Raw genomic sequence first — 23,666 nt, forward strand, 5'->3', positions numbered from 1 at the left:
CGTCCGGCAGCGCTCGGCGCCGCGGGGCGCCGCCAGCGCCTCACTCCCCCGCCCGGCGCTTGATCGTGAAGCTGTAGATGCCCGTCTCCTCGCTCCAGGCGACCAGGATATGCCCGGTCTCGCGGCAGAAGCTCTGGAAATCGACGACCGAGGCGGCGTCCGAACAGAGGATGCGCAGGCGCTCCCCCGCGGCCATGGCGCGCAGCGCGCGGTTGGCCCGCAGCACCGGCATGGGGCAGACGAGGCCTTGGCAATCGAGCAGGGTTTCGCTCATGGGGGCCATCCTGGCGCCCGCGGCGGGCCGGATCAAGAGGCGGCGGCCCCGCCCGCCGCGCCGCCCGGCCTTGCGCAACGCACCCGCCCGCCTCTGTGGCCTTTGCCGGCGGCTTCCGGTATCCGGGGGCGAGAGACGAAAGCCAACCCGCCAGACCCAACCCGCCAGACAAGGACCAGGCGCATGACCGGTGCCGAGATCGACCGCCTCCAGACCTATCTCCGCCGCCTGCTCGGCAGTGACCGGCTGACCATCATTCCGCCCATGAAACCCGGCTTCCCGATCGAGGTTGCGGTGGAAGGGGAGACGATCGGCACGGTGGACAAGGATACCGACGAGGGTGAGACCTCCTATGCCGTGACCATCACGGTGCTGGACGAGGATCTGCCGCCGCTCGCCAAGACCCCTGCGGCGAAGCCGGCCGGCCGCGCCCCGCGCCGGGCCTGAAGCGCCTCCTGCCCGCTTCTCCCCTTGCCCGCTCCGGGCCTCTCGCAGCCGTGCGGCGGGCCGCACGGGCAGTTGAAGCCCGCCGGGATGAAACGCCACCGGTGCCTCCCAACCTGCCGGCTACAGCAGTCAACCGACTGTTGTGGATAAGGAGGAGCATCATCATGGCTCAGACGCATAATACGAACCCGGGCAATTTCGCGAACGACCGTGAACGCGCAGCCGAAGCGGGCCACAAGGGCGGGCAGCATTCGGGTGGCAACTTCGCCAATGATCGTGAGCGTGCGGCGGAAGCCGGCCACAAGGGCGGCCAGCATTCGGGCGGCAATTTCGCAGAGGATCGCGAAAAAGCGTCGGAAGCCGGCCACAAGGGCGGCCAGCATTCGGGTGGCCAGCACGCGAGCGGGCAGCATTCCGGCGGCAATTTCGCAGAGGATCGCGAAAAAGCGTCGGAAGCCGGTCGCAAGGGCGGCCAGCACTCCGGCGGCCGTCACTAAGCGCCGCTGCGCGGGCCCATAGCCTGCCAGCCGGCCCGGCCGCGCCGGCCGGTAGAGACCAGCGAAAGGGCGTCGCGCCAGCGGCGCCCTTTTTCGTGCCGACAGCGCGCTCGGGTCTAGTGGCACGGCTCCGAGAAAAAGATATTCCTTTGCACATAAGCCCAAATCGGCTATAGATTTTCCGTTACAACGAAGTTGAGACGGTGATGCGTCTGTCATCCATCCTGATCCTCTCGGTGGCGCTCCTCGGCACCGGCAGTCTGGCCGCGCGCGGGGACGGGATTTTGCCCTGTCTGAGCGGGGCGGCGGGCGGGGCGACCCCTGCCGCCGGGCTCTGCCGGGATGTCGCGGCCGCGCTGCTCGGCCCCGCCACGCAATTCGGCCTCAGCGTCTTGCCGCGAGACCGCGGGGCAGCGCCGGCGCTTGCCGCTCTCGGCCATCTGCGGCCCGCCGCCCTCGCCGCGCCCTCCGCCCCCTGGGCGGCGACGAGCGCGCCGCTGCTCCGCACCCCCGGCTGGCAGCGCCATATGCAGCAGGTCGTGGCACTCTATCGGGAGAATTTCGAGCCGCGCGGAGGTTTCGCGCTGCCCGCCGTGCCCGCAGCGCTCTGGCCCGGCGGCAATCCCTTCGCGGATCGGCGGGCGGTGGGGGACTAGGCGCCGACCGGGCGCCGGCCCGCTGCTACCGGCCGGCTGCCTCTGGCGAAAGGGCCAGCAGCGCCGCGCCGATCACCCCGGCCCGGGTGCCGAGACCGGCGGCGCGCACCGGCACGCGGCCGAAGGCAGGCATGGCGCGCGCCGCCATCACCGCCGCGATCTCCGCCGCCATGGCCGGCAGGCAGGCCGAGAGGCCGCCGCCCACCACGATCACTTCCGGCGCGTAGAGATGCAGCAGATTGGTGAAGCCGATGCCGAGATAGCGCGCCTCGTCCCGCAGCAGCGCGACGGCGAGCGGCACGCCCTCGGCCGCGCGCCGCGCCACCTCCCGCGCGGTGATCGGTGCCGCGCCATCCCCCGCCAGCCCCGCCGCCTCCGCGGCCCGGGCGAGCGCGGTGCCGGAGGCCAGCGCCTCGAAACAGCCCACCCCACCGCAACCGCAGGGCACCGCCGCTTCGGTGATCGCCATATGGCCGATTTCGCCCGCGAGGCCGCGATGCCCGCGCAGCAACCGGCCATCGGCGATGATCCCGCCGCCGATCCCGGTACTCACCGTCACATAGACGAGATGCCGCGCGCCGCGCCCGGCGCCGAAGCGCCATTCAGCGAGTGCGGCGACATTGGCGTCGTTCTCGATCGCCGTCGGCAGGCCGGTCGCCGCTGCCGCCAGCCGCGCGAGCGGCACCTCCTGCCAGCCATCCAGCATCGGGGCGTGCAGCACCACCCCCGCCTCGGCATCGAGGGGCCCGGGCGAGCCGATGCCGAGGCCGATCGGGGCCAGACCCGCCGAAACCTCCGCCACCAGCCGCGCCATCTGGCCGATCACCGCCGCGGGGCCGGCCCGCGCCGCGGTCGGCTCCTGGGCGTGGCGGAGGATGCGGCCTGCCTCGTCCATCGCCGCCGCGCGCAGCTCCGTCCCGCCGAGATCGATACCGATCGCGACCGTCATGGCGGCGGCTCAGCCGCGCGGCAGGCTGTGCAGCCAGCGCATGCGTTCGGAGAGGTCCGGCGCGCCGAAGGCGAGTGAGCCCATCACCACCGTCTGCGCCCCGGCCTGGGCGAGGCGCGGCACCGTCATCTCGCGGATGCCGCCGTCGGCTGCGAGGATGATCGCCTCCGCGCGCCCGGCCTCGGCGATCATGCCTTGCACGGCGGCAAGGCGCGGGCAGGCCTCCTCGGAGAGCCCCTGGCCCTTCACGCCGATCGCGGTGCCGAGCAGGGTGACGAAATCGACCATGCCGAGCAGCGGCCCGAGCTTGGCGACCGGCGTTTCCAGGCGAAGCACGACGCCCCGCTTGATGCCGTGGCCGGCGATCCGCTCCAGGGCGGGCATCAGCACGCTTTCGTTCTCGGCATGGATGGAGATGAGATCGGCCCCGGCTTCGGCGAACTGGTCGATCTGGCTCAGCAGGATGGCGTCCGCCATCATCAGATGGACATGGAAGGGCCGGCCGCTGAGGCGGCGGAGCCGCGCCACGAGATCGGGGAAGAAGAGCAGGGCGGGGGCGAAATGCCCGTCCGCGACATCGATGTGGTAGATGTCGGCGAAGGCATCGGTGCGGCTGATATCCTCGCCGAGATGCGCGAGATCGGCCGACCATAGCGAATATTCGGCGATGAGGCGGTGGCGCGGCAATAGGCTGGGCCAGTTGGGGGCGGGCATGTCTCTCTTGCCTCCTCTCGGTTGCTCTAGCTGTCGTCTGCCCGGCTCAAGCGGCGAGCCCGGCCAGGAAATCCTGCAGGCTCGCCCGGAAGGCCGTGGCATGGCCCGCCGGATCGGAGGCTTTGGACGGAATCTCCACCAGCCGCGCCTGCGGCAGGATGGCGGCGAACCGCGCGGCATAGGCGAGCGGGTGGACGTGATCCTCCCCATGGCCGATGACGAGGGCGGGCAGTGCCAGGCGCGCGGCCGCCGCCTCGCTCACCCCCGGCCCGTCGGCCGCGATGCGGGCGAGCAGCCGCGCCATCTGGGCCGGCGCCGGATAGGCGAAGAAGCCGAGCAGCGAGGCGAGGTTGGCCGGCGCTTCCTCCGCCAGGCGACGGCCCGTCGGGCCTTCCGCGAACTGCGCGCGGCCGCGCACCGGCCCCATCGTACCGAGCAGCCGCGCCACCTCGCCATAGGGCCGCATCCCCTCGGGCGCCGGGTCGAACAGCCAGGCCGGGCGGGCGAGGATCAGCGCCGAGACGCGATCGGCATGAAAGCAGGCGAGATGCAGCGCGATCGCCGCACCGAGCGAGATGCCCCCCGCGACGAAGCGGGAGACCCGCCGCGCATCGGCAAGCCGCAGGCAATCCTCGGCGAAGCGGCGGATGGCGTAGCGCCCGGCCGGATCATGCGGGGAGCCGCCATGGCCCCGGCATTCCAGCGTCAGCCGGCGGATGCCGGGCGCCGGATCGGGGAAGAGGCCGCTCACCTGCGCCTCATCCCCGCCGAGCCCGTGCTGGAACAGCACCGGCAGTCCCTCGCCGAGATCGGTGAAGGCGAGCGGCAGATCATCCACCAGCAGGCGCGCCCTCATGCCGCCAGGGCCTGGGTGAGGAAGCGGGCGACGCCGGGGGCATCCTCCGCCGCCAGCCCATGGGTGATGATCGGGCCGGTGAAGCCGGCCTGCGCGAGATGGGCGAAGAAGAGCGGGAAATCGATGATGCCCTGGCCCGCCGGCACAACCTCCCCGGCCGCATCCCGATCCTTGGCATGCGCGAGGGCGAGGCGCGGGCCGAGCCGCTCCACCGCCATGCCGAAGAGCCGCGCCTGGTCCTGGCGCGGACCCTCCACCAGATTGGCGGGATCGAGGACGATGCGCAGGCGGGGCGAGGCAAGCTCGGCGATGAGGCGCGCGGCGGCGGCGCTATCGGCCACCACATTGGCGGGTTCCGGCTCGATGCCGAGATCCACCCCCGCCGCTTCGGCCATGGCGGCGGCCTGCTCCATCTCGGCCAGCAGATCGGCCCAGGCTGCCGCGCTGGCGTTCTCGGGATGCGCGCGCCACTGGTCCTCGGCATCGCGCGTGCCGGTGCAAAGGGTGACGAGGCGGGTGCCCATCCTCGGCGCCGCGGCGATGAGCCGGCCGAGCCCCGCGCGCCCGCGCGCCCGCACCAGGGGATCGGGGTGGATCATGTTATAGGTGGCGGAGAGCGCGGCGATGCCGATGCCGGCCTCCCGGCTCGCCGCCGCGATGCTGGCGGGCACCGCCTCCGGCAGATCCCCCGGCAGGGAGGGCAGGCCGCAGCAGGCGAGGTTGAACTGCACCGAGCCGTAGCCCGCCGCCCGCGCCGCCCGCAGCACATCCGCCGCGCGGGTGCCGGGGAAGGTTTTGGCGAAGATGCCGATGCGGCCGGCCGCGGTCATAACGGCCCCGCCACTTCCTCAAGCCGCACCGCCCGGCCTTCCGCCGCCGAGCGCGCGATCGCGACCATGGCGCGGATATTGGCGACGCCATCCTCCGGCCCCGCGCCCCATTGCGGCCGGCCGTCGAGGATCGTCTCGGCGAAGCCTTCCACCTGGCGGCGGTAGAAATGCCCGTCCGCGCCGAGCGGGCGGCGTGTCGTCGCATCTGCCTCGTGGAAGATATCGACCTCCGAGGCGCGGTAATACCAGGGGTTGAAGGTGCGGGCGAGCACGCTGCCATGCTCCCCGTAGAGCTGCAGCCCTTCGTGCCAATCCATCCGCACCGCGACCGTCAGATCGAGATGGCCGAGCGTGCCGTTGGCGAAGGTCACGTCGATGAACCAGCAATAGGCGCCGAAGCGTTCGGAGAGCCGCGCCCGTACCTCGGTGATCGGGCCGCAGAGCCAGGCGGCGGTATCGATGAGGTGGCTGCCATGGGCGAGCATGTAGTAGCGCCGGAGATCCGCCTTCGGGTTCTCGCCCGGCTTTTTCGCGTTCTTGCTGGTGACAGGCAGGGGCTGCACCGCATCCGTCATGGTGTAGCGATGCGTGCTGTCGCAATACCAGGCCTTCAGCGCGAGGATCTCGCCCATCTCGCTATCGATGAACTCCTTGGCCGCCTGCAAGCCGGGATCGAAGCGCTTCATATGGCCGATTTGCACTGTCAACCCGGTGGCCGCGGCGGCGTCGCGGAGCGCCTCCACCTCTTCGACGGTGACGCCGATCGGCTTCTCGCAGAGCACATGCTTGCCGGCGGCGAGCGCGCGGAGAGAGGCCGGGACATGGAACGCGTCCGAGGTCGCGATGATGACGGCCTCGAGTTCGGGGTCCGCCAACATCGCATCGTAATCGGCGAAGACACGCTCGGGCGCATGGGTCGCCGCCATCCGCTCCCGTAGATCCGGCGCGACATCGCAGATCGCATAGAGATCGGCATTCCGCGCCTTGGTGCAGGATTCGAAATGCGCGAATTGCGCGATCGGCCCGCAGCCGAGCACGCCGATCCGCAGGCGCCGAGCCTCCTTCCTGATCATTGCCCCACCATCAGCCGCACGATTTCTTCGGGATCGACCGCCCCCACCTGCCGTTCGCCGGCGACGACGCCGCGGCGGAGCACGACGATCCGGTCGGAGACCGCGAACATGTCGGACAGATTGTGGGAGATGAAGATGATGCCGATGCCTTTGGTCTTGAGCGAGCGGATCAACTCCATCACCCGCCGCTGCTCCGGCACGCCTAAGGCCGCGGTCGGCTCGTCCATGATGACGACGCGCGCATCCCAATGGATCGCCCGGCCGATCGCCACCGCCTGGCGCTGCCCGCCCGAAAGCGCCCGCACCGGCCTGTCCAGCCGGTCGAGATGCACATCGAGCACGGAGATCGCGCGGGCCGCTTCCTCGCGCATCCGCTTGCGGTCGATCCTTGGCAGGAAGAGGAACTTGGTCTTGAGTTCGCGCCCCAGAAACACGTTCCCGCCGATGTCGAGATTATCGGCCAGCGCCAGATCCTGGTAGATCGTCTCGATCCCCTGGTTGCGCGCCGCTTGCGGCCCATCGAAGGAAACCGGGCGGCCGCAATAGCGGATCTCCCCCTCACTCGGCCGGAAGACGCCGGAGATGATCTTGGTGAAGGTCGATTTGCCGGCGCCGTTATCGCCCGCAAGCGCCACCACCTCCCCCGCGCGGAGCTGGAAATCCACCCGCTCCAGCGCGTGGACGCCGCCGAAGCGCTTCGAGATGCCGTAGGTTTCGAGCACCAGATCACCGGTGCGAATGTCACTCATCCTGGCGTCCTCCCGCGAAGCGCCGCTGGCTCTGATCGACCAGCACCGAGACGATGATGACGAGCCCGACGGCGATGAACTGCCAGAAGGGTTCGACGTTGAGGAAAACGAGCCCGTATTGGATGACGGCGATGATGAGGGCGCCGATGATGGTGCCGATCACCGTGCCCGAGCCGCCGAACAGGCTGGCGCCGCCGATGACGACGGCGGCGATGCTGTCGAGCAGCAGGGGCTCGCCCGCCTGCGGCGCGCCGGCGGCGAAGCGGCCGGTATAGAGGATGCCGTCGATCCCGGCGGTAAGCGCCGAGAGCAGGTAGAGCGTGATGGTGACGCGGCGGACGTTGACGCCGGCGCGCAAGCTCGCCTGGCGGTTGCCGCCGATCGCGTAGGTGTATTGGCCGAACAGCGTTTCGGCGAGGACGTAGTGGACGACGGCGACGATGATGACGGCGGCGATGACGAGGGCCGGGATGCCGAGCACGCGGCCATTGCCGAGCCAGGTGAGCCAGGTGTTCTGCACCGGCACCGTGGTGCCATTGGCGAAGAGATAGGCCGCGCCCCGCGCCACGCCATACATGCCGAGCGTGCCGATGAAGGGCGGCACGCGCAGCCGCGCCACCAGCACGCCGTTGATCCATCCCGGAATGAGCACGGCGAGCAGGGCGACGATGGTCGCGACCAGGAGGCCGAGCCCCGGCCCCGCCACCGCTCCCACCGCATTCGCCACCTGGGCCGCGATGACGGCGGCAAGCCCCATGGTGAAGCCGACCGAGAGATCGATGCCGCCCGAAATGATGACCAGCGTCTGGCCGAGGCCGAGCAGGACGGGGGCGACGGCGAAAACCGCGATCGAGCGGATGTTGAAGGGGCTGAAGATGAAGGTCGTGCCATAGGCGATGCGCGACCAGATCTCGAAGACGATGACAAGCAGAATGAGGAAGATCCAGGCGCGGGCGGATGCGAGAGCCGAGATCCAGCGCCGAGCCCCCGGCGAACCGGGGGTGGCGCGTGCGGAAGCCGCCATGGGTGATCAGGCCGTGTAGATGAATTTCTTGATGGCGGGATCATCGACATTCTGCTTGTCGATGATGGTGAAGCCGGTGGCGATGGCCGGCGGGATGGATTGGCCGGTGAGATGGGCGTAGGCCGCGGCAACGCCGAACCAGCCGATCTCTGCCGGATGTTGCGCGATCGCGATATCGACGAGCCCGCTCTTGATATTGCCGACGATGCTCTGCGGCGCATCGAAGGCGACGACCTTGACCTTGCCGGCCGAGCCTGCCTGCTGCACGCCATTGGCCGCGCCAAGGGCGGAGAAGAGATTGGCGCCGAAGATGCCGGCGAGATCGCGGTTGCGGGCGAGCACGGATTGCGCCTGGGAGGCCGCCTTGTTCGCATCATCGTCGTTGAACTGGGTGGCGAGCACGGTGATCCCCGGATAATTCTTCTTCATCTCGTCGATGAAGCCCTGCTGGCGCTCATCCGTCGTCGAGACACCCGGCTGGACGTTGGCGACATAGACCTTGCCCTTGCCGCCGAGTTCCTTGGCGAGCGCGCGCGCCGCCATCTGGCCGCCGAGGGTATTGTTGGAAGCGATGTAGGAGAGGGGGAAATCGGCGTCGCCGCTGCCGGTCTGATAGACGCCGGTGCCGATATAGGTATCGACGGTGATGACCGGAATGCCGGCATTGACGGCCGATTGCAGGGGCTTGATCAACTGCACCTTGTCGGTCGGCGCGATGAGGATGAGATCGGGCTTGCGGGCGATGACGGCATCGAGCACGGGCACCTGCTCCACCGCGTTGAAGGCGGGCGCGCCCTGAAAGACGAGATCGACGCCGAGGGCGCTGGCCGCGGCCTCGGCGCCGCGATGCATGGTGATGTAGAAGGCATCGGTGGTGAGGCCCGGAATGAGGGCCACGGTAAACTTCTTGTCCGCCGCGCGCGCCTTGCCCATCGCCGCCAGGGATGCAGCGCCAGCAAGGCCGAGAGACAGCCCGCCGAGTACAGAACGCCGTTCCATCAAATCATCTCCCTCTTCGTTTTTTGGGCCACTTGCCGGGCCGTTGTATTCTGCCGCGCCCCCCGCGCCGCGGGAACCGCACGAAAGCTATCAGGCCACGACACGGGCCGCGCGGCTAGTATTTCTTTTCACAGATGTGATGCGGCCGGCGCTCTGTGCTCGGCGGCAGGCTCAATCTTCGTGCAGCACTCGGCTAAGGCCGAGCGGCTCGCCCCGCCAGGGCATCTCCTCGCTCCGGGCGAGGACCGAGCGGTCTCGCCCGGTCTGCTTGGCGCGGTAGAGCGCACGATCGGCGGCGGTGATGATTTCGCCAATCGTCGTGGAAGCGGCGGGCAGCACTGCGCTGCCGAGGCTGATCGTCACGATCCCCTCGGGCGATGCGGCATGCGGCAAGGCGAGGCCGCGCACGGCGAGGCGCATCCGCTCGGCGAGGGCGAGCGCCGCCTCCTCCTCGGCCTCGCGCAGCAGAACGATGAACTCCTCCCCGCCATAGCGCATGACCTCGTCTTGCGGGCGCAGGATGCAGTGCGCGAGACAGGAGGCGACCATGCTGAGGCAGGTATCGCCCACCGGATGGCCGTAACGGTCGTTGAAGGCCTTGAAGTGGTCGATATCGATCATGATGATGCCGATCCGATGCCCGGCCCGGCGCGCTTCCACCATGGCGCGTGCGGTGGTGCGGCTCAGCCGCTGGCGATTGCCGAGCCCGGTCAGCCCGTCGCGCTCGGCGGCGCGGGCATGCGCGAGTTCGGATCGCTCTTTGACCAAGGCCACCAGGGCATAGCTGATGACGAGGTGAAAGCCGGGGGTGACGAAGGCGAAAAGCAGGACGTTGAAGTGGGTCGGGCTGGGGCCGTCGGGCGCGGCTCCGAGGCTCTGCCAGATCTGGAAGAGGCTCCAGCCGAGGCAGAACGATCCGAACAGGCCGAGCAGCGCGACCGTACTCCAATAGCCGGCGCGCCTGCGCTCCGGCAGCCCCAGCACTTCGCGGAGCGTCAGCAGCAGAAGGAGCGCGGTCAGGGCATAGCCCAGCACGACTCGCCAGCCGCTGTGCTGGAGGAAGACCGGCAGCCGGGTGACCAGCAGCCAGAGTACCGCGATCGCGCCGAGTGCCGGCCAGGCAGGTGGCTTGCCGGCCAGCCTGCGGCTGCCGCACCAGAGCAGCGCGTAGCCGAGCATGAGGCCGAGTGGCCCGAGCGCGATGGCGTAACTTTCCGGCAGCACCCCGCGCAGGAAGAGCCCGGCCGCCGCGCTGAAGGCGGCGACCATCAGCCAGAGCAGCCCTACCTCGGGCCGATTCTGAAGCCAGATGATCAGGTAGTTGAGTCCGGCAAGGACGACGACCAGGCTCAGTACCGACACCAGGGTGATCGGCTCAGGCAGCACGGCAAATGCGTTCAAAGGAATCACGCGCCTCGCGAATGGTGCGGCCTCGGCGGCGAAAATCGGCTGCCCATGATGACAGCTTGACCGCGCGCTTCGCTTCTGACCTGCTTTTTGGCATGACCGACCTTAACGCGCTTTTGACCGATTGGACGACACCCTATCGTCTCCCGCCCTTCGACCTCATCAGGGCGGAGGATTTCCCGGCCGCCTTCGCCCAGGCGATGGCCGAACACCGGGCGGAGATCGCCGCCATCGGCGGGGCAGGGGAAGCGCCGAGCTTTGCCAATACGATCGAAGCATTGGAAGGTGCCGGCCGGCTGCTCGGTCGGGTCAGCGCTGTGTTTCACAATCTCGTCAGCTCCCTCGGCGGCGCGGCGCTGGAAGCGCTGGACCGCGCGCTCGCGCCGCAGCTCGCCGAGCATCATGCGGCGATCGCGCTCGACCCGGCGCTCTTCGCGCGCGTGGATGCGGTGTTTCGCCAGCGGGCGCAACTCGGCCTCGCGGAGGATCAGCTACGGCTGCTCGAACGCACCCATCTCGGCCTGGTGCGCAGCGGTGCCGCGCTCGATGCGGCGGGCCGCGGGCGGATGGCGGCCATCACCCGCCGACTGGCGGAACTCCATACCGCCTTCGGCCAGAACGTGCTGCATGACGAGAAAAGCTGGGTGCTGCCGCTGGCGGAGGCCGATCTCGCGGGCCTGCCTGCCTTCCTGCGCGCCGCCACCGCCGAAGCCGCGGCCGAGCGCGGGCTCGCGGGCCATGTGGTAACGCTCGCGCGCTCCCTGGTCGAGCCGTTTCTGACCTTCTCGCCGCGCCGCGACCTGCGGGAGCGGGCCTATCGCGCCTGGGCCGGGCGGGGCATGCAGCCCGGTGCGCATGACAATCGGCCGCTGATCCCCGAGATCCTCGCCCTCCGCGCCGAGCGCGCCCGCCTGCTCGGCTATGCGAGCTTCGCCGATTTCCGCCTGGCCGATTCGATGGCCGGCACGCCGGCCGCGGCTGCGGCACTGCTCGCCGAGGTCTGGGAGCCTGCCAAACACAAGGCCGAAGCCGAGCGGCAGCGCCTGGAAGCGGCGGCGCGGGCGGCGGGGGTGAACGAGCCCATCGCCCCGTGGGATTGGCGGTACTGGGCCGAACGGGTGCGGGCGGCCGATTACGCGCTCGATGAAAGCGCGCTCAAACCCTATTTCGAACTCGGCCAGATGCAGAAGGCGGTGTTCGAGACGGCCGGCCGCCTCTTCGGGCTCGGCTTCGCCGAACGGCCGGACCTGCCCGGCTACCACCCGGATGTGCGGATCTACGAGGTCAGCGATGCCGAAGGCCCCTTCGGCCTCTTCCTCGCCGATCATTTCGCCCGGCCGGACAAGCGCTCCGGCGCCTGGATGAGCAGCTACCAGGACCAGGAGGCGATGGCGGAAGCGGTGCCGCCGATCATCGTCAACAACAATAACTTCGCCCGCGCCGAGCCCTGCCTGCTGAGCTTCGACGATGCCGAGACCCTGTTCCACGAATTCGGCCATGCGCTGCACGGGCTGTTGAGCCGGGTGCGCTACCCCTCGCAATCCGGCACCGCGGTGCGCCGGGATTTCGTGGAGCTTCCCTCGCAGATCTACGAGCATTGGCTGGCCGAGCCCGAGACGCTCCACCGCTTCGCCCGCCACGCCGAGACCGGGGAGGCGATCCCCGAGGCGGTGGTCCGCCGGCTGCTCGCCGCGCGCGGCTGGGGGCAAGGCTTCGCGACGGTGGAATATACCGCGGCAGCGCTGATCGATCTCGCCCTGCATCGCCATCCGGCGCCCGAGACGATCGATATCGAGGCCTTCGAGGCCGCCTTCCTCGCCGAGATCGGCATGCCGCAGGCGATCGGCATCCGCCACCGCCCGGCGCATTTCCAGCACCTCTTCGCCGGCGGCGGCTATGCGGCGGGCTATTACTCCTATCTCTGGTCGGAAGTCCTCGATGCCGATGGCTTCGAGGCGTTCCGCGAGGCCGGCAGCGCCTTCGATCCGCCCACCGCCGCGCGGCTCCGCGCGCTGCTGAGCGCCGGGGACACGCGCGACCCGATGGCGCTCTACATCGCCTTCCGCGGCCGCGCGCCGAGCACGGCGCCCCTCCTCAGGAGCCGCGGGCTCGACGCCGCCTGAGGCAGCGCGCCGCTCAGAGCCCGAGCAGCTTGCGGTTGGTTGCCTGATCGACGCCGCTGGCCGCGAAATCGTCGAAGGCGCGGGCGGCGACCTCGATGATATGGCTTTCGATGAAGGGCGCGCCCTCTGCCGCGCCCTGCTCGCTATCCTTGATGCAGCATTCCCATTCCAGCACCGCCCAGCCGTCGAAGCCATATTGGGTGAGCTTGGAGAAGACCGCGCCGAAATCGACCTGCCCGTCACCCAGAGACCGGAAGCGCCCGGCGCGGTTGGCCCAGGGCTGGAAGCCGGAATAGACGCCCTGCCGGCCGCTCGGGGTGAACTCGGCATCCTTGGCGTGAAACATGCGGATGCGCTCGTGGTAGATGTCGATATAGGCGAGGTAGTCGAGCTGCTGGAGGACGAAGTGGCTCGGGTCGTAGAGCAGGTTGGCGCGGGCGTGGTTGCCGACGCGCTCGAGGAACATCTCGTAGGTCACGCCGTCGTGCAGATCCTCGCCGGGGTGGATTTCGTAGCAGAGATCGCAGCCCGCCTCGTCGAAAGCGTCGAGGATGGGGCGCCAGCGGCGGGCCAACTCGTCGAAGGCGGTGTCGATGAGCCCGGCCGGCCGTTGTGGCCAGGGATAGAGGAAGGGCCAGGCGAGCGCGCCCGAGAAGGTGGCATGCGCGGTCAGCCCGAGATTGCGGGAGGCGCGGGCGGCGAGCTTGAGCTGATCGACCGCCCATTCCTGCCGGGCGGCCGGATTGCCGCGCAGCGCTTCGGGGGCGAAACCGTCGAAGGCGATGTCATAGGCCGGGTGGACGGCGACGAGCTGGCCCTGCAGATGGGTCGAAAGCTCGGTGAGTTCGACGCCGGCTGCGGCGAGCGTGCCGCGCACCTCGTCGCAATAGGTCCGGCTTTCGGCGGCACGCTTGAGGTCGAAGAGCCGCCCGTCCCAGGAGGGGATCTGAACACCCTTGTAGCCGTGGCCGGCTGCCCATTCGGCGATGCTGGAGAGGCTGTTATAGGGCGCGGCATCGCCCGCGAACTGCGCCAGGAAGATGGCCGGCCCCTTGATGGTGCGCATGGCGGTCATCGCGTCTCATTCCTCCTCGATCCTCGCCGCCTTCAGCCGGGGCGTTATAGCTCTTATCTGTAAACGTTTTCGGGGGCCGGATGCTACCGCAAACGGGGGAGCGGGTGGCGATCGCGGCTTCGGCCTTCACCCGCGGCCGGTCTCCGCCGCCGCTCCCTCCGGCCAGATTTGCAGCGAACCGGGCGGGATCGCAACCCGCGCGGGCCCCGGCGCCAGCCTCTCCTCCGGCGCCTGTTCCAGCAGACGCTCGGCCCCGCCGATATCGCCGATGCGGATGAGCGCGCGCTGGCGCCCGCCGGCGGCGGGGGAGACGGAGAGGATCGTCGCCGGCAGCCCGCCCTCGGCCAGCAGGCGAAGATGCGCGGGCGCTATGCTCCAGCCATAGCGGCCGCCCGGGGTCAGCGGCGGGCCGGAGACGGCGAGCGTGATGCCCCCGCCGATATCGAGCAGGGCCGGCGCGATCGCGCGGCCCGCCGAGGCTTCTCCCGCGCCCAGCAGCCGTGCCACGGCCGCATCCCGCGGGCGGGTGAAGAGTGCCTGGGCGGCGCCTGCCTGCACCAGCGCGCCGCCGCGCAGCACGAGGATCTCGTCGGCCAGCAGGAAGGCCTCCTCCGGATCGTGCGTGACGAGAATCGTCGTCATCGCCGTCTCCTCCTGCAGCGCGCGGAGGCTCTGGCGCAATTCCGCGCGCAGCGGCGCGTCGAGCGCGGCGAAAGGCTCGTCGAGCAGCAGCAGCCCGGCCGGCCGGCAGAGCGCGCGGGCGAGCGCTACCCGCTGCTGCTGGCCGAGGGAGAGAGCTTCGGGGCGGCGATGCTCGAGCCCGGCGAGGCCGAGGCGGGTGAACCAGAAGCACGCCGCCGCGGGATCGTGATCCGGCGCGCGACCGAGCTGACGGAAGGCGCCGAGATGGGGGAAGAGCCCGTAGCTCTGCGGCACATAGGCGATGTGCCGCGCCTCGGGCGGCAGCGCGGCGAGATCCGCCTCGCCGAACAGCAGCCGATCCCCGGCCGCGCGATCGAGCCCGGTGATCGCCCGCAGGGTGAGGGATTTGCCCGAGCCGGAGGCGCCGAGCAGCGCGATCCGCCGCGCCGCCGTGCTGTGCTGGAGCGAGAGGGTGAAGCCGCCCGCCTGCCGGGTGATGCGGAGGCTGAGGCCGCGCGGCGCCGGGCGGGGCAGCGCCGGGCGTGGCGGGGCGGGGCGGAGGCCGCTCTGCCCAGCCGCCTCCTGGGGCAGGGGGCTGTGTTGCGGCAGCCGGGCCGGCGCCGTCAACCGCGACGCTGCCAGCATGACGAGGAGGGCGGCACCCAGCGTCGGCACCAGCACCGGCACCATCGCCGGCAGCCCCCCCGCCCCGAAGGCGACATAGGTGTAGATCGGCAGGGAATAGGGATGGTAGGCGACCATCACGGTTGCCCCGAATTCGCCGAAGGCACGCAGCCAGGCGAGCAGCATGCCGGCCGCGATCCCCCGCCAGGCGAGGGGGAGGGCAGTGCCGAAGAACACCCGCCCCGGCCCGTGGCCGAGCGTGCGCGCCACATCCTCGAGCACGGGATCGACGGCGGCGAAAGCCGACCGGGCGGCGATGATGAGGAAGGGCGCGGCGACGAAGGTTTCCGCCAGCACGATGCCGGCGAAGCTATCGGTCAGCGCGCCATGGGTCAGCGCGCCGAGCGGGCTCGCATAGCCGAGCAAGAAGAGCAGGAGGATGCCGCTCGACAGCGGCGGCAGGGCGAGCGGCAGTTGCACGCAGAAGCCGAGGAGGGCGCGGGCGAAGTCGCCACGCCTGGCCGGGCCACGCCTGGCCGGGCCGTTCGCGCCCGGCCTGGCGCGCGCCAGCAGGAAGCCGAGGGGAATGCCGCCCAGGGCGATCAGCGCGGTCGCGGTGCTCGCGCTCAGGACGGAGATGAGGGTTGCCTGGCCGAGGCCCTGCCAGCTCGCCCCGCGCCAATCGGCGATGCCGAGATGCATGAGCCCGGCCAGGAAGGGCGCGGCGAGATAGAGGGCGAGCAGCCCGGCCAGCAGCGGCAGCATCGTGGAGACGCCCGGCTGCCTGATCGCCGGCACCGCCGGTCAGGGCCCAAGCATCGCGAGCAGGCCGGGCGGCACCTTCTGCCGCGCGCCGGTGAGCTTCGGTCGCACCAGATCGAGGCCGTGCCGGCGCAGGATCGCCTGGCCGGTAGGGCTGAGCAGGAAGGCCAGGAACTCGGCCGCGCCCGCGGGATTGGGCGATCTGTTGAGGATGGTGGCGGTGTAATGCGCCGCGAGTGCCACGGGCGGCGGCAGCCGCACGGTCGGGATCTTCAGCTCCGCCGTTTCGGTCGAATAGAAGAAGCCGGCATCCACCTGGCCGGTTTCGAGACGCCCGACCAGCGTCTCCTCCGGCAGCACCTGGGCCGGGTTCTCGGGCGCGCCGAGCACCGTTCGGGCAAGGCCGGGCAACTTGTACACGGCTTCGGCTTTCTGCATCACCGCCAGGGTCAGGCGGCCCTTGGGGTCGAGCCGCGGATCCGTCCGGCCGAGGCGGAGCCCCGGCGTCTGCAGCACCTCGTACCAGGGCTTCTGCGCGAAATCGGCGGCGAAGCGGCTGTGAGGGTCGTAGCCGATGACGAGGGGGCTCTCTGCGAAGGTGATGAACCAATCCTCCCAATTGCCGTGGGCGAGGCCCATCAGGGAGGCATTCACCCGCGGATCGGCGCTGATGAAGACATCCGCCTGGATCAGCTCGCCGCCGATTTCCCTGGCGAGCTTGTCGGAGCCGCCAGGATAGCCCTGGAAGCTGCGGCCGGTCGCCCTGTCGAACACCGGGGCAATGCCGTGCTCCATGAGAGCGACGAGCGAACCGGCATAGGCGACGTTGAGGGTCGCGGGTCCGGCGGCCAAGGCGCGGTTTCGGCTCGCGCCGGCGAGGCCGAGGCCAAGGGTCGCGATCAGCAGCTCTCGTCTTCGCACAAGGCGCTCCTTCGGATGATTGGCGCTATTCCCGAATGACAATAGCGATCGGCGCGGCGCAGGCCAAGGGGGGGCGGGCCCCGGGGGGTGTCAGATCTGCGGCGATCTGCGGCTGAGAAAGGCCGGGATGAGGCCGAGGCAGAGGATGAGGGCCGCGATTGCCGGCAGCCAGAGGTAGCCGAGGCCCCGCGCCAGCACCCCGGCGCCCAGGGCCGCGCCCAGCGCATCGCCGAGGTTGAAGGCTGACTGGTTGAGCGTGGAGGCGAGTTGCGGCGCCCCCTTCGCTTCCATGACGACGCGGTGCTGCAAGGGCGGCACCAGGGCGAAGGCCGCCACCCCCCAGGCGAAGATCGCCGCCAGCACCAGCGGCGCCTGCGGCAGGACGAGGCGGAGTGCGAGCAGAGCCACCGCTTCCAGCACGAGAAAGAGGCGGATGGCGGGCAGCGTGGTCCGGTCGGACAACCGCCCGCCGAGCAGTCCGCCCATGGTGAGGCCGCCGCCGAAGACGAACAGCGCCAGCGCCGCGCCTTGCGGGGTGAAGCCTGCCGCATGCTCCAGCATCGGCGTGATGAAGGTGAGCACGATGAAGAGCGCGGCGGAGGTGATCCCGCTGGTCACCATGGCGAGCCAGACCTGGGGCCGGGCGAGGGCGGCGAACTCGCCGCGCAGACCCCCGGCGCCCCGCCCGAGATCCCGCGGCATCCAGAACAGCATGGCGAGGAAGGCCGCGCCAGCGAGCGCCGCGACCAGCAGGAAGGTGGTGCGCCAGCCGGCCGCCTGGCCGATCCAGGTGCCGATCGGCACGCCGATGACATTGGCGACCGTCATGCCGGTGAAGAGCAGCGCCACCGCCCGCACCGCCCGGCCCGGCGGCGCCAACTGGCCGGCGACGATGGCGGCGATGCCGAAGAAGGCGCCATGCGCCAGCGCCGTGGCGACGCGCGCGGCCATGAGCACGCGGAAATCGGGCGCGAGCGCACAGGCAAGATCGCCCGCGAGAAAGACCAGCATGAGGAGCAGGAGCGCCCGCCGGCGCGGCGCGCCTGAGAGCAGGGCCGCGACGACGGGCGATCCGAAGGCGACGCTCAGCGCATAGACGGAAATGAGCAGCCCGGCGGTCGGCACCGAGACGCGAAGGCCGGCCGCGAGGTTCGGAACCAGGCCGACGATGACGAACTCGCCCGTGCCGATGCCGAAGCTCGCCAGCATGAGGGCCGCGATGGCGCGCCGGTTGCCATCCCCGCCCGGGCGCGGCGCCGCGGCCTGCGCCTCGGCCAGCCTGGCTTCTCCATCGGCCATGTCAGCGCGCTCCTCGGGACCAGCGCCAAGGCTGGCGGCGGGGCTCGGCCGCGCCGGCTGACCCGCGCGATGGGGCGGGCCAGGCACCGGCGAAAGGCGATCCGCCCAACCCCGCCGGTACGCTTCGTCCCGCCCTCACGTTTCGTCCTGGCTTCAAGGTCGGTCTCGCTTTCACGTCTCGTCTTGCCCGCGGGTCTCGCCCGTCCGCACCGCCGCCTGCAGTGCCCGCATCTGCGGCGCGATGGCCACCGCCGCCGCAGCTTCCGCCTGTCGGAAGGCGCGGACGATCTCCTCCCCCAGCGGGGTGAGCTGCGCGCCGCCCCCCTGCCGGCCGCCGATCTGCGCAGCCGCCACCGGCTGGCCGAAGATGCGGTTCATCTCTTCCACGAGTTCCCAGGCCCGGCGATAGGACATGCCCATGGCCCGGCCGGCCGCGGCGATCGAGCCGAGCTGCCCAATCCCTTCGAGCAGCTGCACCTTGCCGGGGCCGATATGGCCGCCCGGGTCGAGCAGGATGCGGAGGCGAAGCTCGGGCATGCGGGGCGGCTCCGAAACGACGGATGGGCAGGGCGTCGCCCTGGCCCCAATTCCTGGGCCGCGGGCGGGCGGATTGGCAAGGGCCATGCTTCCCGCTCGGCCCCCCTGTCCCCCCGCGCCGCGCGATCCGCGATCCGCAAGAAACGGTGAGGGCCGAGGCCCGCCGCGCGCCGCCTCTTCCGGGGGGCGCGGCGGGAGCTATCTAAACCCACACGCTCACCTGCCGGAGATCCCGCGCGCCTGATGTCCCCCACCGCCCATCTCGGCCTCATCAACCTTTTCACGGGCGATATCCAGGGCGGGCTGGGGCCGTTTCTTGCCACCTGGCTGGCGGCGGACGAGCTGTGGAGCCCGGCCCGCACCGGCACGGTGATGACCGTGATCGGCCTTTTCGCCCTGCTGCTGAACGGGCCGGCCGGCCTCTTCGTCGATCATGCCCGCCGCCCCCGCCGCCTGCTCGCCGCCGCCTGTGGCGCCATCTTCCTCGGCACGCTGCTGCTGCTCGCCACCCGGCACGATCTCTCCTGGGTGCTGTTCTCCCAGGGGCTCGCCGCGCTCGGCGGCATCCTGCTGCTGCCCGGCATCACCCTGCTCACCCTCGGCATGGTCGGCAAGGCGGGCTTTCCGGCGCAGCAGGGGCGCAACCAGGCCTTCAACCATGGCGGCATCGTGCTCGCCGCCATCCTCATCGGCTTCGGTGATCATTGGCTGGGGCCGACGGCGCCCTTCTGGGTCTTCGGCGCGATGGCGCTTTGCGCCATCCTCGCGGTGGTGGCGACGCCGCTCCACGCCTTCAACGGCCGCCGCGCCCATGGCTGGGAGGAGAGCGAGCCGGACGAGGTGGAGCACCGCTCCGGCATCGCGGTCGTGCTGCGCAATCCGAAGCTCGGCATTCTCGCCCTCGCCCTCGCGCTCTTCAACCTCGCCAATGGCTATATGCTGGCGCTGGTGGCGGAGCGGCTGGTCACCTCCGCGCATGATGGAGATAGCTGGCTCGCGGGTTACGTCGTCGTCGCCCAGGCGGTGATGATCCCGGTGGCGCTCGCCGCCGGGCTTTGGGCGGAACGCGGCGGGCGGCGCCGGCTCCTCGTGCTCGCCTGCCTGGTGCTGCCGGTGCGCGCGCTCTTCTCGGCCTTCGTCACTGATCCCTATTGGCTGATCCTGGCCGAGGTGATGGACGGGGTGAGCTCGGGCCTCATCGGGGTCGCGGTGCCGCTCGTCGTTACCGATCTCACCTGGGGCTCGGGCCGCACGCAGACGGCGCTCGGCGCGGTCAATACAGGCCAGGGGGTGGGCGGCGCGCTCTCCGGCCTCGCGGGGGGTGCCGCCGTCACCTGTTTCGGCTGGCAGGGCGCCTTCCTCGCGCTCGCCGTGCCGGCGGTGGCGGCCGCCGCCCTGGTCTTTTGGCTGGACGAGAGCCGCGGGGACGGCACGGCCGCCTGGCTGGGCGAGGCGGCGGGCGCCAGCCGCGCTGCCGCCAAGCCGGCCGCCCCGCTCAGGGTGAGCGGCCCCCGCTGATCCTTGCCCGCGGCTAGATGATCGTCACCGCTCCGGTCGCGATCTCGTAATAGCCGCCGACGACCTTGACCTTTCCGGCCGCCACCGCCTCGGCGATGATCGGCCGGGCATGCTGCAAGCGGCGCACATTGTAGCGCACGTTCATCTTGATGGCGGCGGCCAGAGGGTCCGCGGCCTTGGATTTCTCGGCAAGATCGATCGCCGGTTTGATGCCGGCGATCAGCTCGGGCAGATGCCCGGGCAGGCTGACATGCTCCTTCAGCACCTTGATCGTCGCGGCGATCGCGCCGCAGCCGGCATGGCCGAGCACCATGATGAGCGGCAGGCCGAGGAACTTCACCCCGTATTCGAGGCTAGCGAGACCGTCGGTGGTCATGAAATTCCCGGCAACCCGTGTGACGAAAAGCTCCCCCGGCTGCTGGTCGAAGACATATTCGGGGGCGACGCGGGCATCGGCGCAGCTCAGAATGCCGGCGATCGGGTATTGCGCTGCGGCGCGGTCGGCGCGGCCGGCGGCGAAATCGGCGTTGCGGCGGCTATTGTCCACATAGCGGGCATTGCCCGCCATCAGCCGGGCGAGCGCCTGATCCGGCGTGATGGCATTGGGCGCGCCGGCGGGTGGTGCATCGGCGGCGGCGGCCGGGCTGGTCGCCTGCAAGGCGATCTCGCCCATGGCGAGGCCGGCAACGCCTGCCTTGAGGAGGGAACGACGGGCGAGAGGCGCGCAATCGGTGTCACACATCGGCTAGCCCTCATGATTTGTTTACGACTGATACCATCATTAGCAAGAAGAAATGAAGGAGCGGTATATCCTGCCGCGCCCTCCGCCTGGCTCCGCGCCCCCGCTCGCACCCCTCGTTCGCGCTCCCCACCCGCTCTGCCCGCGCCGCCGGGGCGGCCCGCACCGTGCCGGGTGGCCAAGCCCGCGCGCGGGCGTTATGATCGGATCATTGGCGATCAGACCACGACAGGGCGGAAGCACGCGATCATGACCAGGAAGAAACCCCTGCGCAGCCAGGAATGGTTCGGGCGGCAGGACAAGATGGGCTTCTACTACCGTTCCTTCCTCAAGAATCGCGGCTTTCCGCAGGATCAGTTCGAGGGCCGGCCCGTCATCGGCATCTGCAACACCTGGTCCGAGCTCAACCCCTGTAACTCCCATTTCCGCACCATCGCCGAGCATGTCCGCTACGGCGTACTCGATGCCGGCGGCTTTCCGCTCGAATTCCCGGTCTCCTCGCTCGGCGAGGTGACGATGCGGCCGACCGCCATGCTCTATCGCAACCTGGCGTCCATGGATGTCGAGGAGGCGGTGCGCGCCCATCCGCTCGATGGCGTCGTGCTTCTGATGGGCTGCGACAAGACCACGCCCGCTCTGCTCATGGGTGCCGCCTCGGCCGATCTGCCGACGATCGGCGTTTCCGGCGGGCCGCAGCTCCGCGGCGTCTATCAGGGGCGGATGATCGGCTCGGGCACCAATATCATCTCGATGAGCGAGCAGCTCCGCGCGGGCGAGATCACCCTCGAAGAGTTCCATGAGGCGGAAGCCGGCATGAACCGCTCCTCCGGCCATTGCATGACGATGGGGACGGCCTCGACCATGGCGTCGATGGTCGAAGCGCTCGGCGTCTCGCTGCCCGGCAATGCCGCGATCCCGGCGGTCGATGCAAGGCGGAACGAGCTTGCCCGCTTTTCCGGCCGGCGGATCGTCGAGATGGTCCACGAGGATCTGATCCTCTCCAAGATCCTCACCCGCGAGGCGTTCGAGAATGCGATCCGCACCCTGGCGGCGATCGGCGGCTCGACCAACGCGGTCGTCCATCTCATCGCGATTGCCCGGCGCGTCGGCGTCGATCTCACGCTCGACGATTTCGACCGGCTGGGGAAAGGCGTCCACTGCCTCGTCAATCTCATGCCCTCGGGGCAGTTCCTGATGGAGGATTTCTACTATGCCGGCGGCCTGCCCGTGGTGCTCAAGACGCTGATCGAGCAGGGGCTGCTGCATGAGGGCGCGCTCACCGCGAATGGGCATTCGATCGGCGATAACGTCGCGCGCGCGCGTTGCTGGAACGGGGAGGTCATCACCTCCTTCGAAGAGCCCTTCAAGCCGGAAGCCGGCATCGCCATCCTGCGCGGCAATATCGCGCCCGATGGGGCGGTGATCAAACCCTCCGCCGCCTCGCCCGAGCTTCTCAAGCATACCGGCCGCGCCGTCGTCTTCGAGACTGTCGAGGAGATGCACCACGCGGTCGAGGATGAGGCGCTCGATATCGACGCCTCCTGCATCATGGTGCTCAAGAACTGCGGGCCGAAGGGCTATCCCGGCATGGCGGAGGTCGGCAACATGCCGATCCCGACGAAGCTGCTGCAACAAGGCGTGCGGGACATGATCCGCATTTCGGACGCCCGGATGTCCGGCACGGCCTATGGCACCGTGGTGCTGCATGTGGCGCCCGAGGCTGCCGCCGGCGGCCCGCTCGCGCTGGTGCGGAACGGGGATCTCATCACCCTCGATGTCGCGGCAGGCAGCCTGCATCTGCATGTGGACGAGGCGGAGCTTGCCGCCCGCCGCGCCGCCTGGGTGCCGCCCGCGCCCGCCGCGACCCGCGGCTATACCAAGCTCTATGTCGATCACGTGCTGCAGGCCAATGAGGGCGCCGATCTCGATTTCCTGGTCGGCCGCTCCGGCGCGCCGGTGCCGCGCGACAATCACTGAAAAGGCTTCTTGGGAGAGACCACATGGCCGAGACGAAACGCCCCTATCAGGGCATCTTCCCCGTGGCGCCGACGATCTTCGACGAGACGGGGGCGATCGACATGGCGGGCCAGCTCCGCGCGATCGACTTCATGATCGACGCCGGATCGGATGGCATCTGCATCCTTGCCAATTTTTCCGAGCAGTTCGTCCTCTCCGATGAGGAGCGCGAGACGCTGACCGCTGCCATCCTCCGGCATGTGGCGGGCCGCGTGCCGGTGATCGTGACGACGACGCATTTCTCCAGCCGGGTGACGGCCGAGCGCAGCCGCCGCGCGCAAGACCAGGGTGCGGCGATGGTCATGATCATGCCGCCCTATCATGGTGCCACCTTCCGCGTGCCCGAGCCCGCGATCTACGACTATTTCAAAGCGGTGTCGGACGCGATTTCGATTCCGATCATGATCCAGGATGCGCCGGTCGCCGGCACGCCGCTTTCGGCCGCCTTCCTCGCCCGCATGGCGCGCGAGATCGAGCAGGTCTCCTACTTCAAGATCGAGGTGCCGCAGGCGGCCGAGAAGCTGCGCGCGCTGATCCGCCTCGGCGGGGATGCGATCGAAGGTCCGTGGGATGGCGAGGAGGCGATCACCCTGCTGCCCGATCTCGATGCCGGGGCGCGCGGCGCGATGACCGCCGGAGCCTATCCCGACGGGTTGAAGCCGATCGTGCATGATTACCTCGCCGGCAACCGCGAGGCGGCGGTGGAGCGCTACAACCGCTGGTTGCCGTTGATCAATTATGAGAACCGCCAGGGTGGATTGCTTGCCGCCAAGACCCTCATGAAGGCCGGCGGCATCATCGCCTGCGATGCGCCGCGCGCGCCGCTGCCGGCGCTTTCGCCCGAGATCAAGGCGGGGCTGCTGGACGTCGCGCGCCGGCTCGATCCGCTGGTGCTGCGCTGGGGCAAGTGAGAGCGAGCGACCGAAGGGCCGATC

Annotated in this window: 23 protein-coding genes; 7 read left to right on the forward strand and 16 right to left on the reverse strand. The window is 70.0% G+C overall.

What is annotated here, in order from left to right; translation table 11 throughout:
• Positions 1–40: 40 nt before the first annotated feature.
• The gene (locus ACYQ7X_RS05520; protein ID WP_459695857.1) at positions 41–274 is read right to left on the reverse strand and encodes a sulfurtransferase TusA family protein; all 234 of its coding nucleotides are present in this window, start codon (positions 272–274) and stop codon (positions 41–43) included.
• 183 nt (positions 275–457) lie between these two features.
• Here ACYQ7X_RS05520 and ACYQ7X_RS05525 point away from each other — a divergent pair, with 183 nt between their 5' ends.
• The 3 genes from ACYQ7X_RS05525 (at position 458) to ACYQ7X_RS05535 (ending at position 1,874) form a co-directional block, all read left to right on the forward strand.
• Positions 458–721, forward strand: a complete 264-nt coding sequence (locus ACYQ7X_RS05525; RefSeq protein ID WP_459695858.1) for a DUF3126 family protein — start codon at positions 458–460, stop codon at positions 719–721.
• 101 nt (positions 722–822) lie between these two features.
• Entirely contained in the window at positions 823–1,218 is a 396-nt protein-coding gene (locus ACYQ7X_RS05530) for a con-10 family general stress protein (protein ID WP_459695859.1), read from the forward strand.
• A 206-nt stretch (positions 1,219–1,424) separates the two neighbouring features.
• Positions 1,425–1,874 carry a hypothetical protein gene (locus ACYQ7X_RS05535; protein ID WP_459695860.1) on the forward strand — a complete coding sequence of 150 codons (450 nt, stop codon included), beginning with the start codon at positions 1,425–1,427 and terminating at the stop codon, positions 1,872–1,874.
• Positions 1,875–1,899: 25 nt separating this feature from the next.
• Here the strand turns inward: ACYQ7X_RS05535 and ACYQ7X_RS05540 are convergent, their stop codons facing one another.
• The 9 genes from ACYQ7X_RS05540 to ACYQ7X_RS05580 form a co-directional block, all read right to left on the reverse strand.
• Positions 1,900–2,823 carry an ROK family protein gene (locus ACYQ7X_RS05540; protein ID WP_459695861.1) on the reverse strand — a complete coding sequence of 308 codons (924 nt, stop codon included), beginning with the start codon at positions 2,821–2,823 and terminating at the stop codon, positions 1,900–1,902.
• Positions 2,824–2,832: 9 nt separating this feature from the next.
• On the reverse strand, positions 2,833–3,537 hold the full coding sequence (locus tag ACYQ7X_RS05545) for a ribulose-phosphate 3-epimerase (RefSeq protein ID WP_459695862.1): 705 nt from the start codon (positions 3,535–3,537) through the stop codon (positions 2,833–2,835).
• 46 nt (positions 3,538–3,583) lie between these two features.
• Entirely contained in the window at positions 3,584–4,393 is an 810-nt protein-coding gene (locus ACYQ7X_RS05550; protein ID WP_459695863.1) for an alpha/beta fold hydrolase, read from the reverse strand.
• A complete protein-coding gene (locus ACYQ7X_RS05555; protein ID WP_459695864.1) occupies positions 4,390–5,223 on the reverse strand; it encodes a sugar phosphate isomerase/epimerase family protein in 834 nt (277 codons plus the stop codon). The genes ACYQ7X_RS05550 and ACYQ7X_RS05555 overlap by 4 nt, the downstream gene beginning before the upstream one ends.
• Positions 5,220–6,296 (reverse strand): Gfo/Idh/MocA family protein, encoded by a 1,077-nt coding sequence (locus tag ACYQ7X_RS05560; protein ID WP_459695865.1) that lies wholly within the window; start codon positions 6,294–6,296, stop codon positions 5,220–5,222. Before ACYQ7X_RS05560 ends, ACYQ7X_RS05555 begins: the two co-directional genes overlap by 4 nt.
• Entirely contained in the window at positions 6,293–7,045 is a 753-nt protein-coding gene (locus ACYQ7X_RS05565) for an ATP-binding cassette domain-containing protein (protein WP_459695866.1), read from the reverse strand. Before ACYQ7X_RS05565 ends, ACYQ7X_RS05560 begins: the two co-directional genes overlap by 4 nt.
• Positions 7,038–8,069, reverse strand: coding sequence for an ABC transporter permease subunit (locus ACYQ7X_RS05570; RefSeq protein WP_459695867.1), 1,032 nt, complete (start codon positions 8,067–8,069; stop codon positions 7,038–7,040). Before ACYQ7X_RS05570 ends, ACYQ7X_RS05565 begins: the two co-directional genes overlap by 8 nt.
• Positions 8,070–8,075: 6 nt before the next feature.
• Positions 8,076–9,068, reverse strand: a complete 993-nt coding sequence (locus ACYQ7X_RS05575) for an ABC transporter substrate-binding protein (RefSeq protein WP_459695868.1) — start codon at positions 9,066–9,068, stop codon at positions 8,076–8,078.
• A 171-nt stretch (positions 9,069–9,239) separates the two neighbouring features.
• On the reverse strand, positions 9,240–10,469 hold the full coding sequence (locus tag ACYQ7X_RS05580) for a GGDEF domain-containing protein (protein ID WP_459695869.1): 1,230 nt from the start codon (positions 10,467–10,469) through the stop codon (positions 9,240–9,242).
• Positions 10,470–10,570: 101 nt separating this feature from the next.
• On the opposite strand from ACYQ7X_RS05580, the gene ACYQ7X_RS05585 reads away from it, so the two are divergent.
• Positions 10,571–12,598 carry a M3 family metallopeptidase gene (locus tag ACYQ7X_RS05585; protein ID WP_459695870.1) on the forward strand — a complete coding sequence of 676 codons (2,028 nt, stop codon included), beginning with the start codon at positions 10,571–10,573 and terminating at the stop codon, positions 12,596–12,598.
• Positions 12,599–12,611: 13 nt separating this feature from the next.
• Here the strand turns inward: ACYQ7X_RS05585 and ACYQ7X_RS05590 are convergent, their stop codons facing one another.
• From ACYQ7X_RS05590 to ACYQ7X_RS05610, 5 genes are all read right to left on the reverse strand, one after another.
• Entirely contained in the window at positions 12,612–13,673 is a 1,062-nt protein-coding gene (locus tag ACYQ7X_RS05590) for a sugar phosphate isomerase/epimerase family protein (RefSeq protein WP_459695871.1), read from the reverse strand.
• Positions 13,674–13,799: 126 nt separating this feature from the next.
• Positions 13,800–15,737 (reverse strand): ABC transporter ATP-binding protein/permease, encoded by a 1,938-nt coding sequence (locus tag ACYQ7X_RS05595; protein WP_459695872.1) that lies wholly within the window; start codon positions 15,735–15,737, stop codon positions 13,800–13,802.
• A gap of 6 nt (positions 15,738–15,743) precedes the next feature.
• Positions 15,744–16,622 carry an extracellular solute-binding protein gene (locus ACYQ7X_RS05600; protein ID WP_459695873.1) on the reverse strand — a complete coding sequence of 293 codons (879 nt, stop codon included), beginning with the start codon at positions 16,620–16,622 and terminating at the stop codon, positions 15,744–15,746.
• A gap of 90 nt (positions 16,623–16,712) precedes the next feature.
• On the reverse strand, positions 16,713–17,921 hold the full coding sequence (locus ACYQ7X_RS05605) for an MFS transporter (protein ID WP_459695874.1): 1,209 nt from the start codon (positions 17,919–17,921) through the stop codon (positions 16,713–16,715).
• A gap of 171 nt (positions 17,922–18,092) precedes the next feature.
• Positions 18,093–18,458, reverse strand: a complete 366-nt coding sequence (locus ACYQ7X_RS05610) for a winged helix-turn-helix domain-containing protein (protein ID WP_459695875.1) — start codon at positions 18,456–18,458, stop codon at positions 18,093–18,095.
• Between the two features lie 243 nt (positions 18,459–18,701).
• On the opposite strand from ACYQ7X_RS05610, the gene ACYQ7X_RS05615 reads away from it, so the two are divergent.
• The gene (locus ACYQ7X_RS05615; protein WP_459695876.1) at positions 18,702–19,976 is read left to right on the forward strand and encodes an MFS transporter; all 1,275 of its coding nucleotides are present in this window, start codon (positions 18,702–18,704) and stop codon (positions 19,974–19,976) included.
• 13 nt (positions 19,977–19,989) lie between these two features.
• On the opposite strand, the gene ACYQ7X_RS05620 is transcribed toward ACYQ7X_RS05615, so the two are convergent.
• Positions 19,990–20,718, reverse strand: coding sequence for a carbonic anhydrase (locus tag ACYQ7X_RS05620; RefSeq protein ID WP_459695877.1), 729 nt, complete (start codon positions 20,716–20,718; stop codon positions 19,990–19,992).
• A 246-nt stretch (positions 20,719–20,964) separates the two neighbouring features.
• Here ACYQ7X_RS05620 and ACYQ7X_RS05625 point away from each other — a divergent pair, with 246 nt between their 5' ends.
• Both ACYQ7X_RS05625 and ACYQ7X_RS05630 read left to right on the forward strand, forming a co-directional pair.
• Positions 20,965–22,692 (forward strand): IlvD/Edd family dehydratase, encoded by a 1,728-nt coding sequence (locus ACYQ7X_RS05625; RefSeq protein ID WP_459695878.1) that lies wholly within the window; start codon positions 20,965–20,967, stop codon positions 22,690–22,692.
• Positions 22,693–22,715: 23 nt separating this feature from the next.
• Positions 22,716–23,642, forward strand: a complete 927-nt coding sequence (locus ACYQ7X_RS05630) for a dihydrodipicolinate synthase family protein (RefSeq protein WP_459695879.1) — start codon at positions 22,716–22,718, stop codon at positions 23,640–23,642.
• Positions 23,643–23,666 lie beyond the last annotated feature (24 nt).

The sequence above is a fragment of the Acidisoma sp. C75 genome (assembly GCF_054665095.1).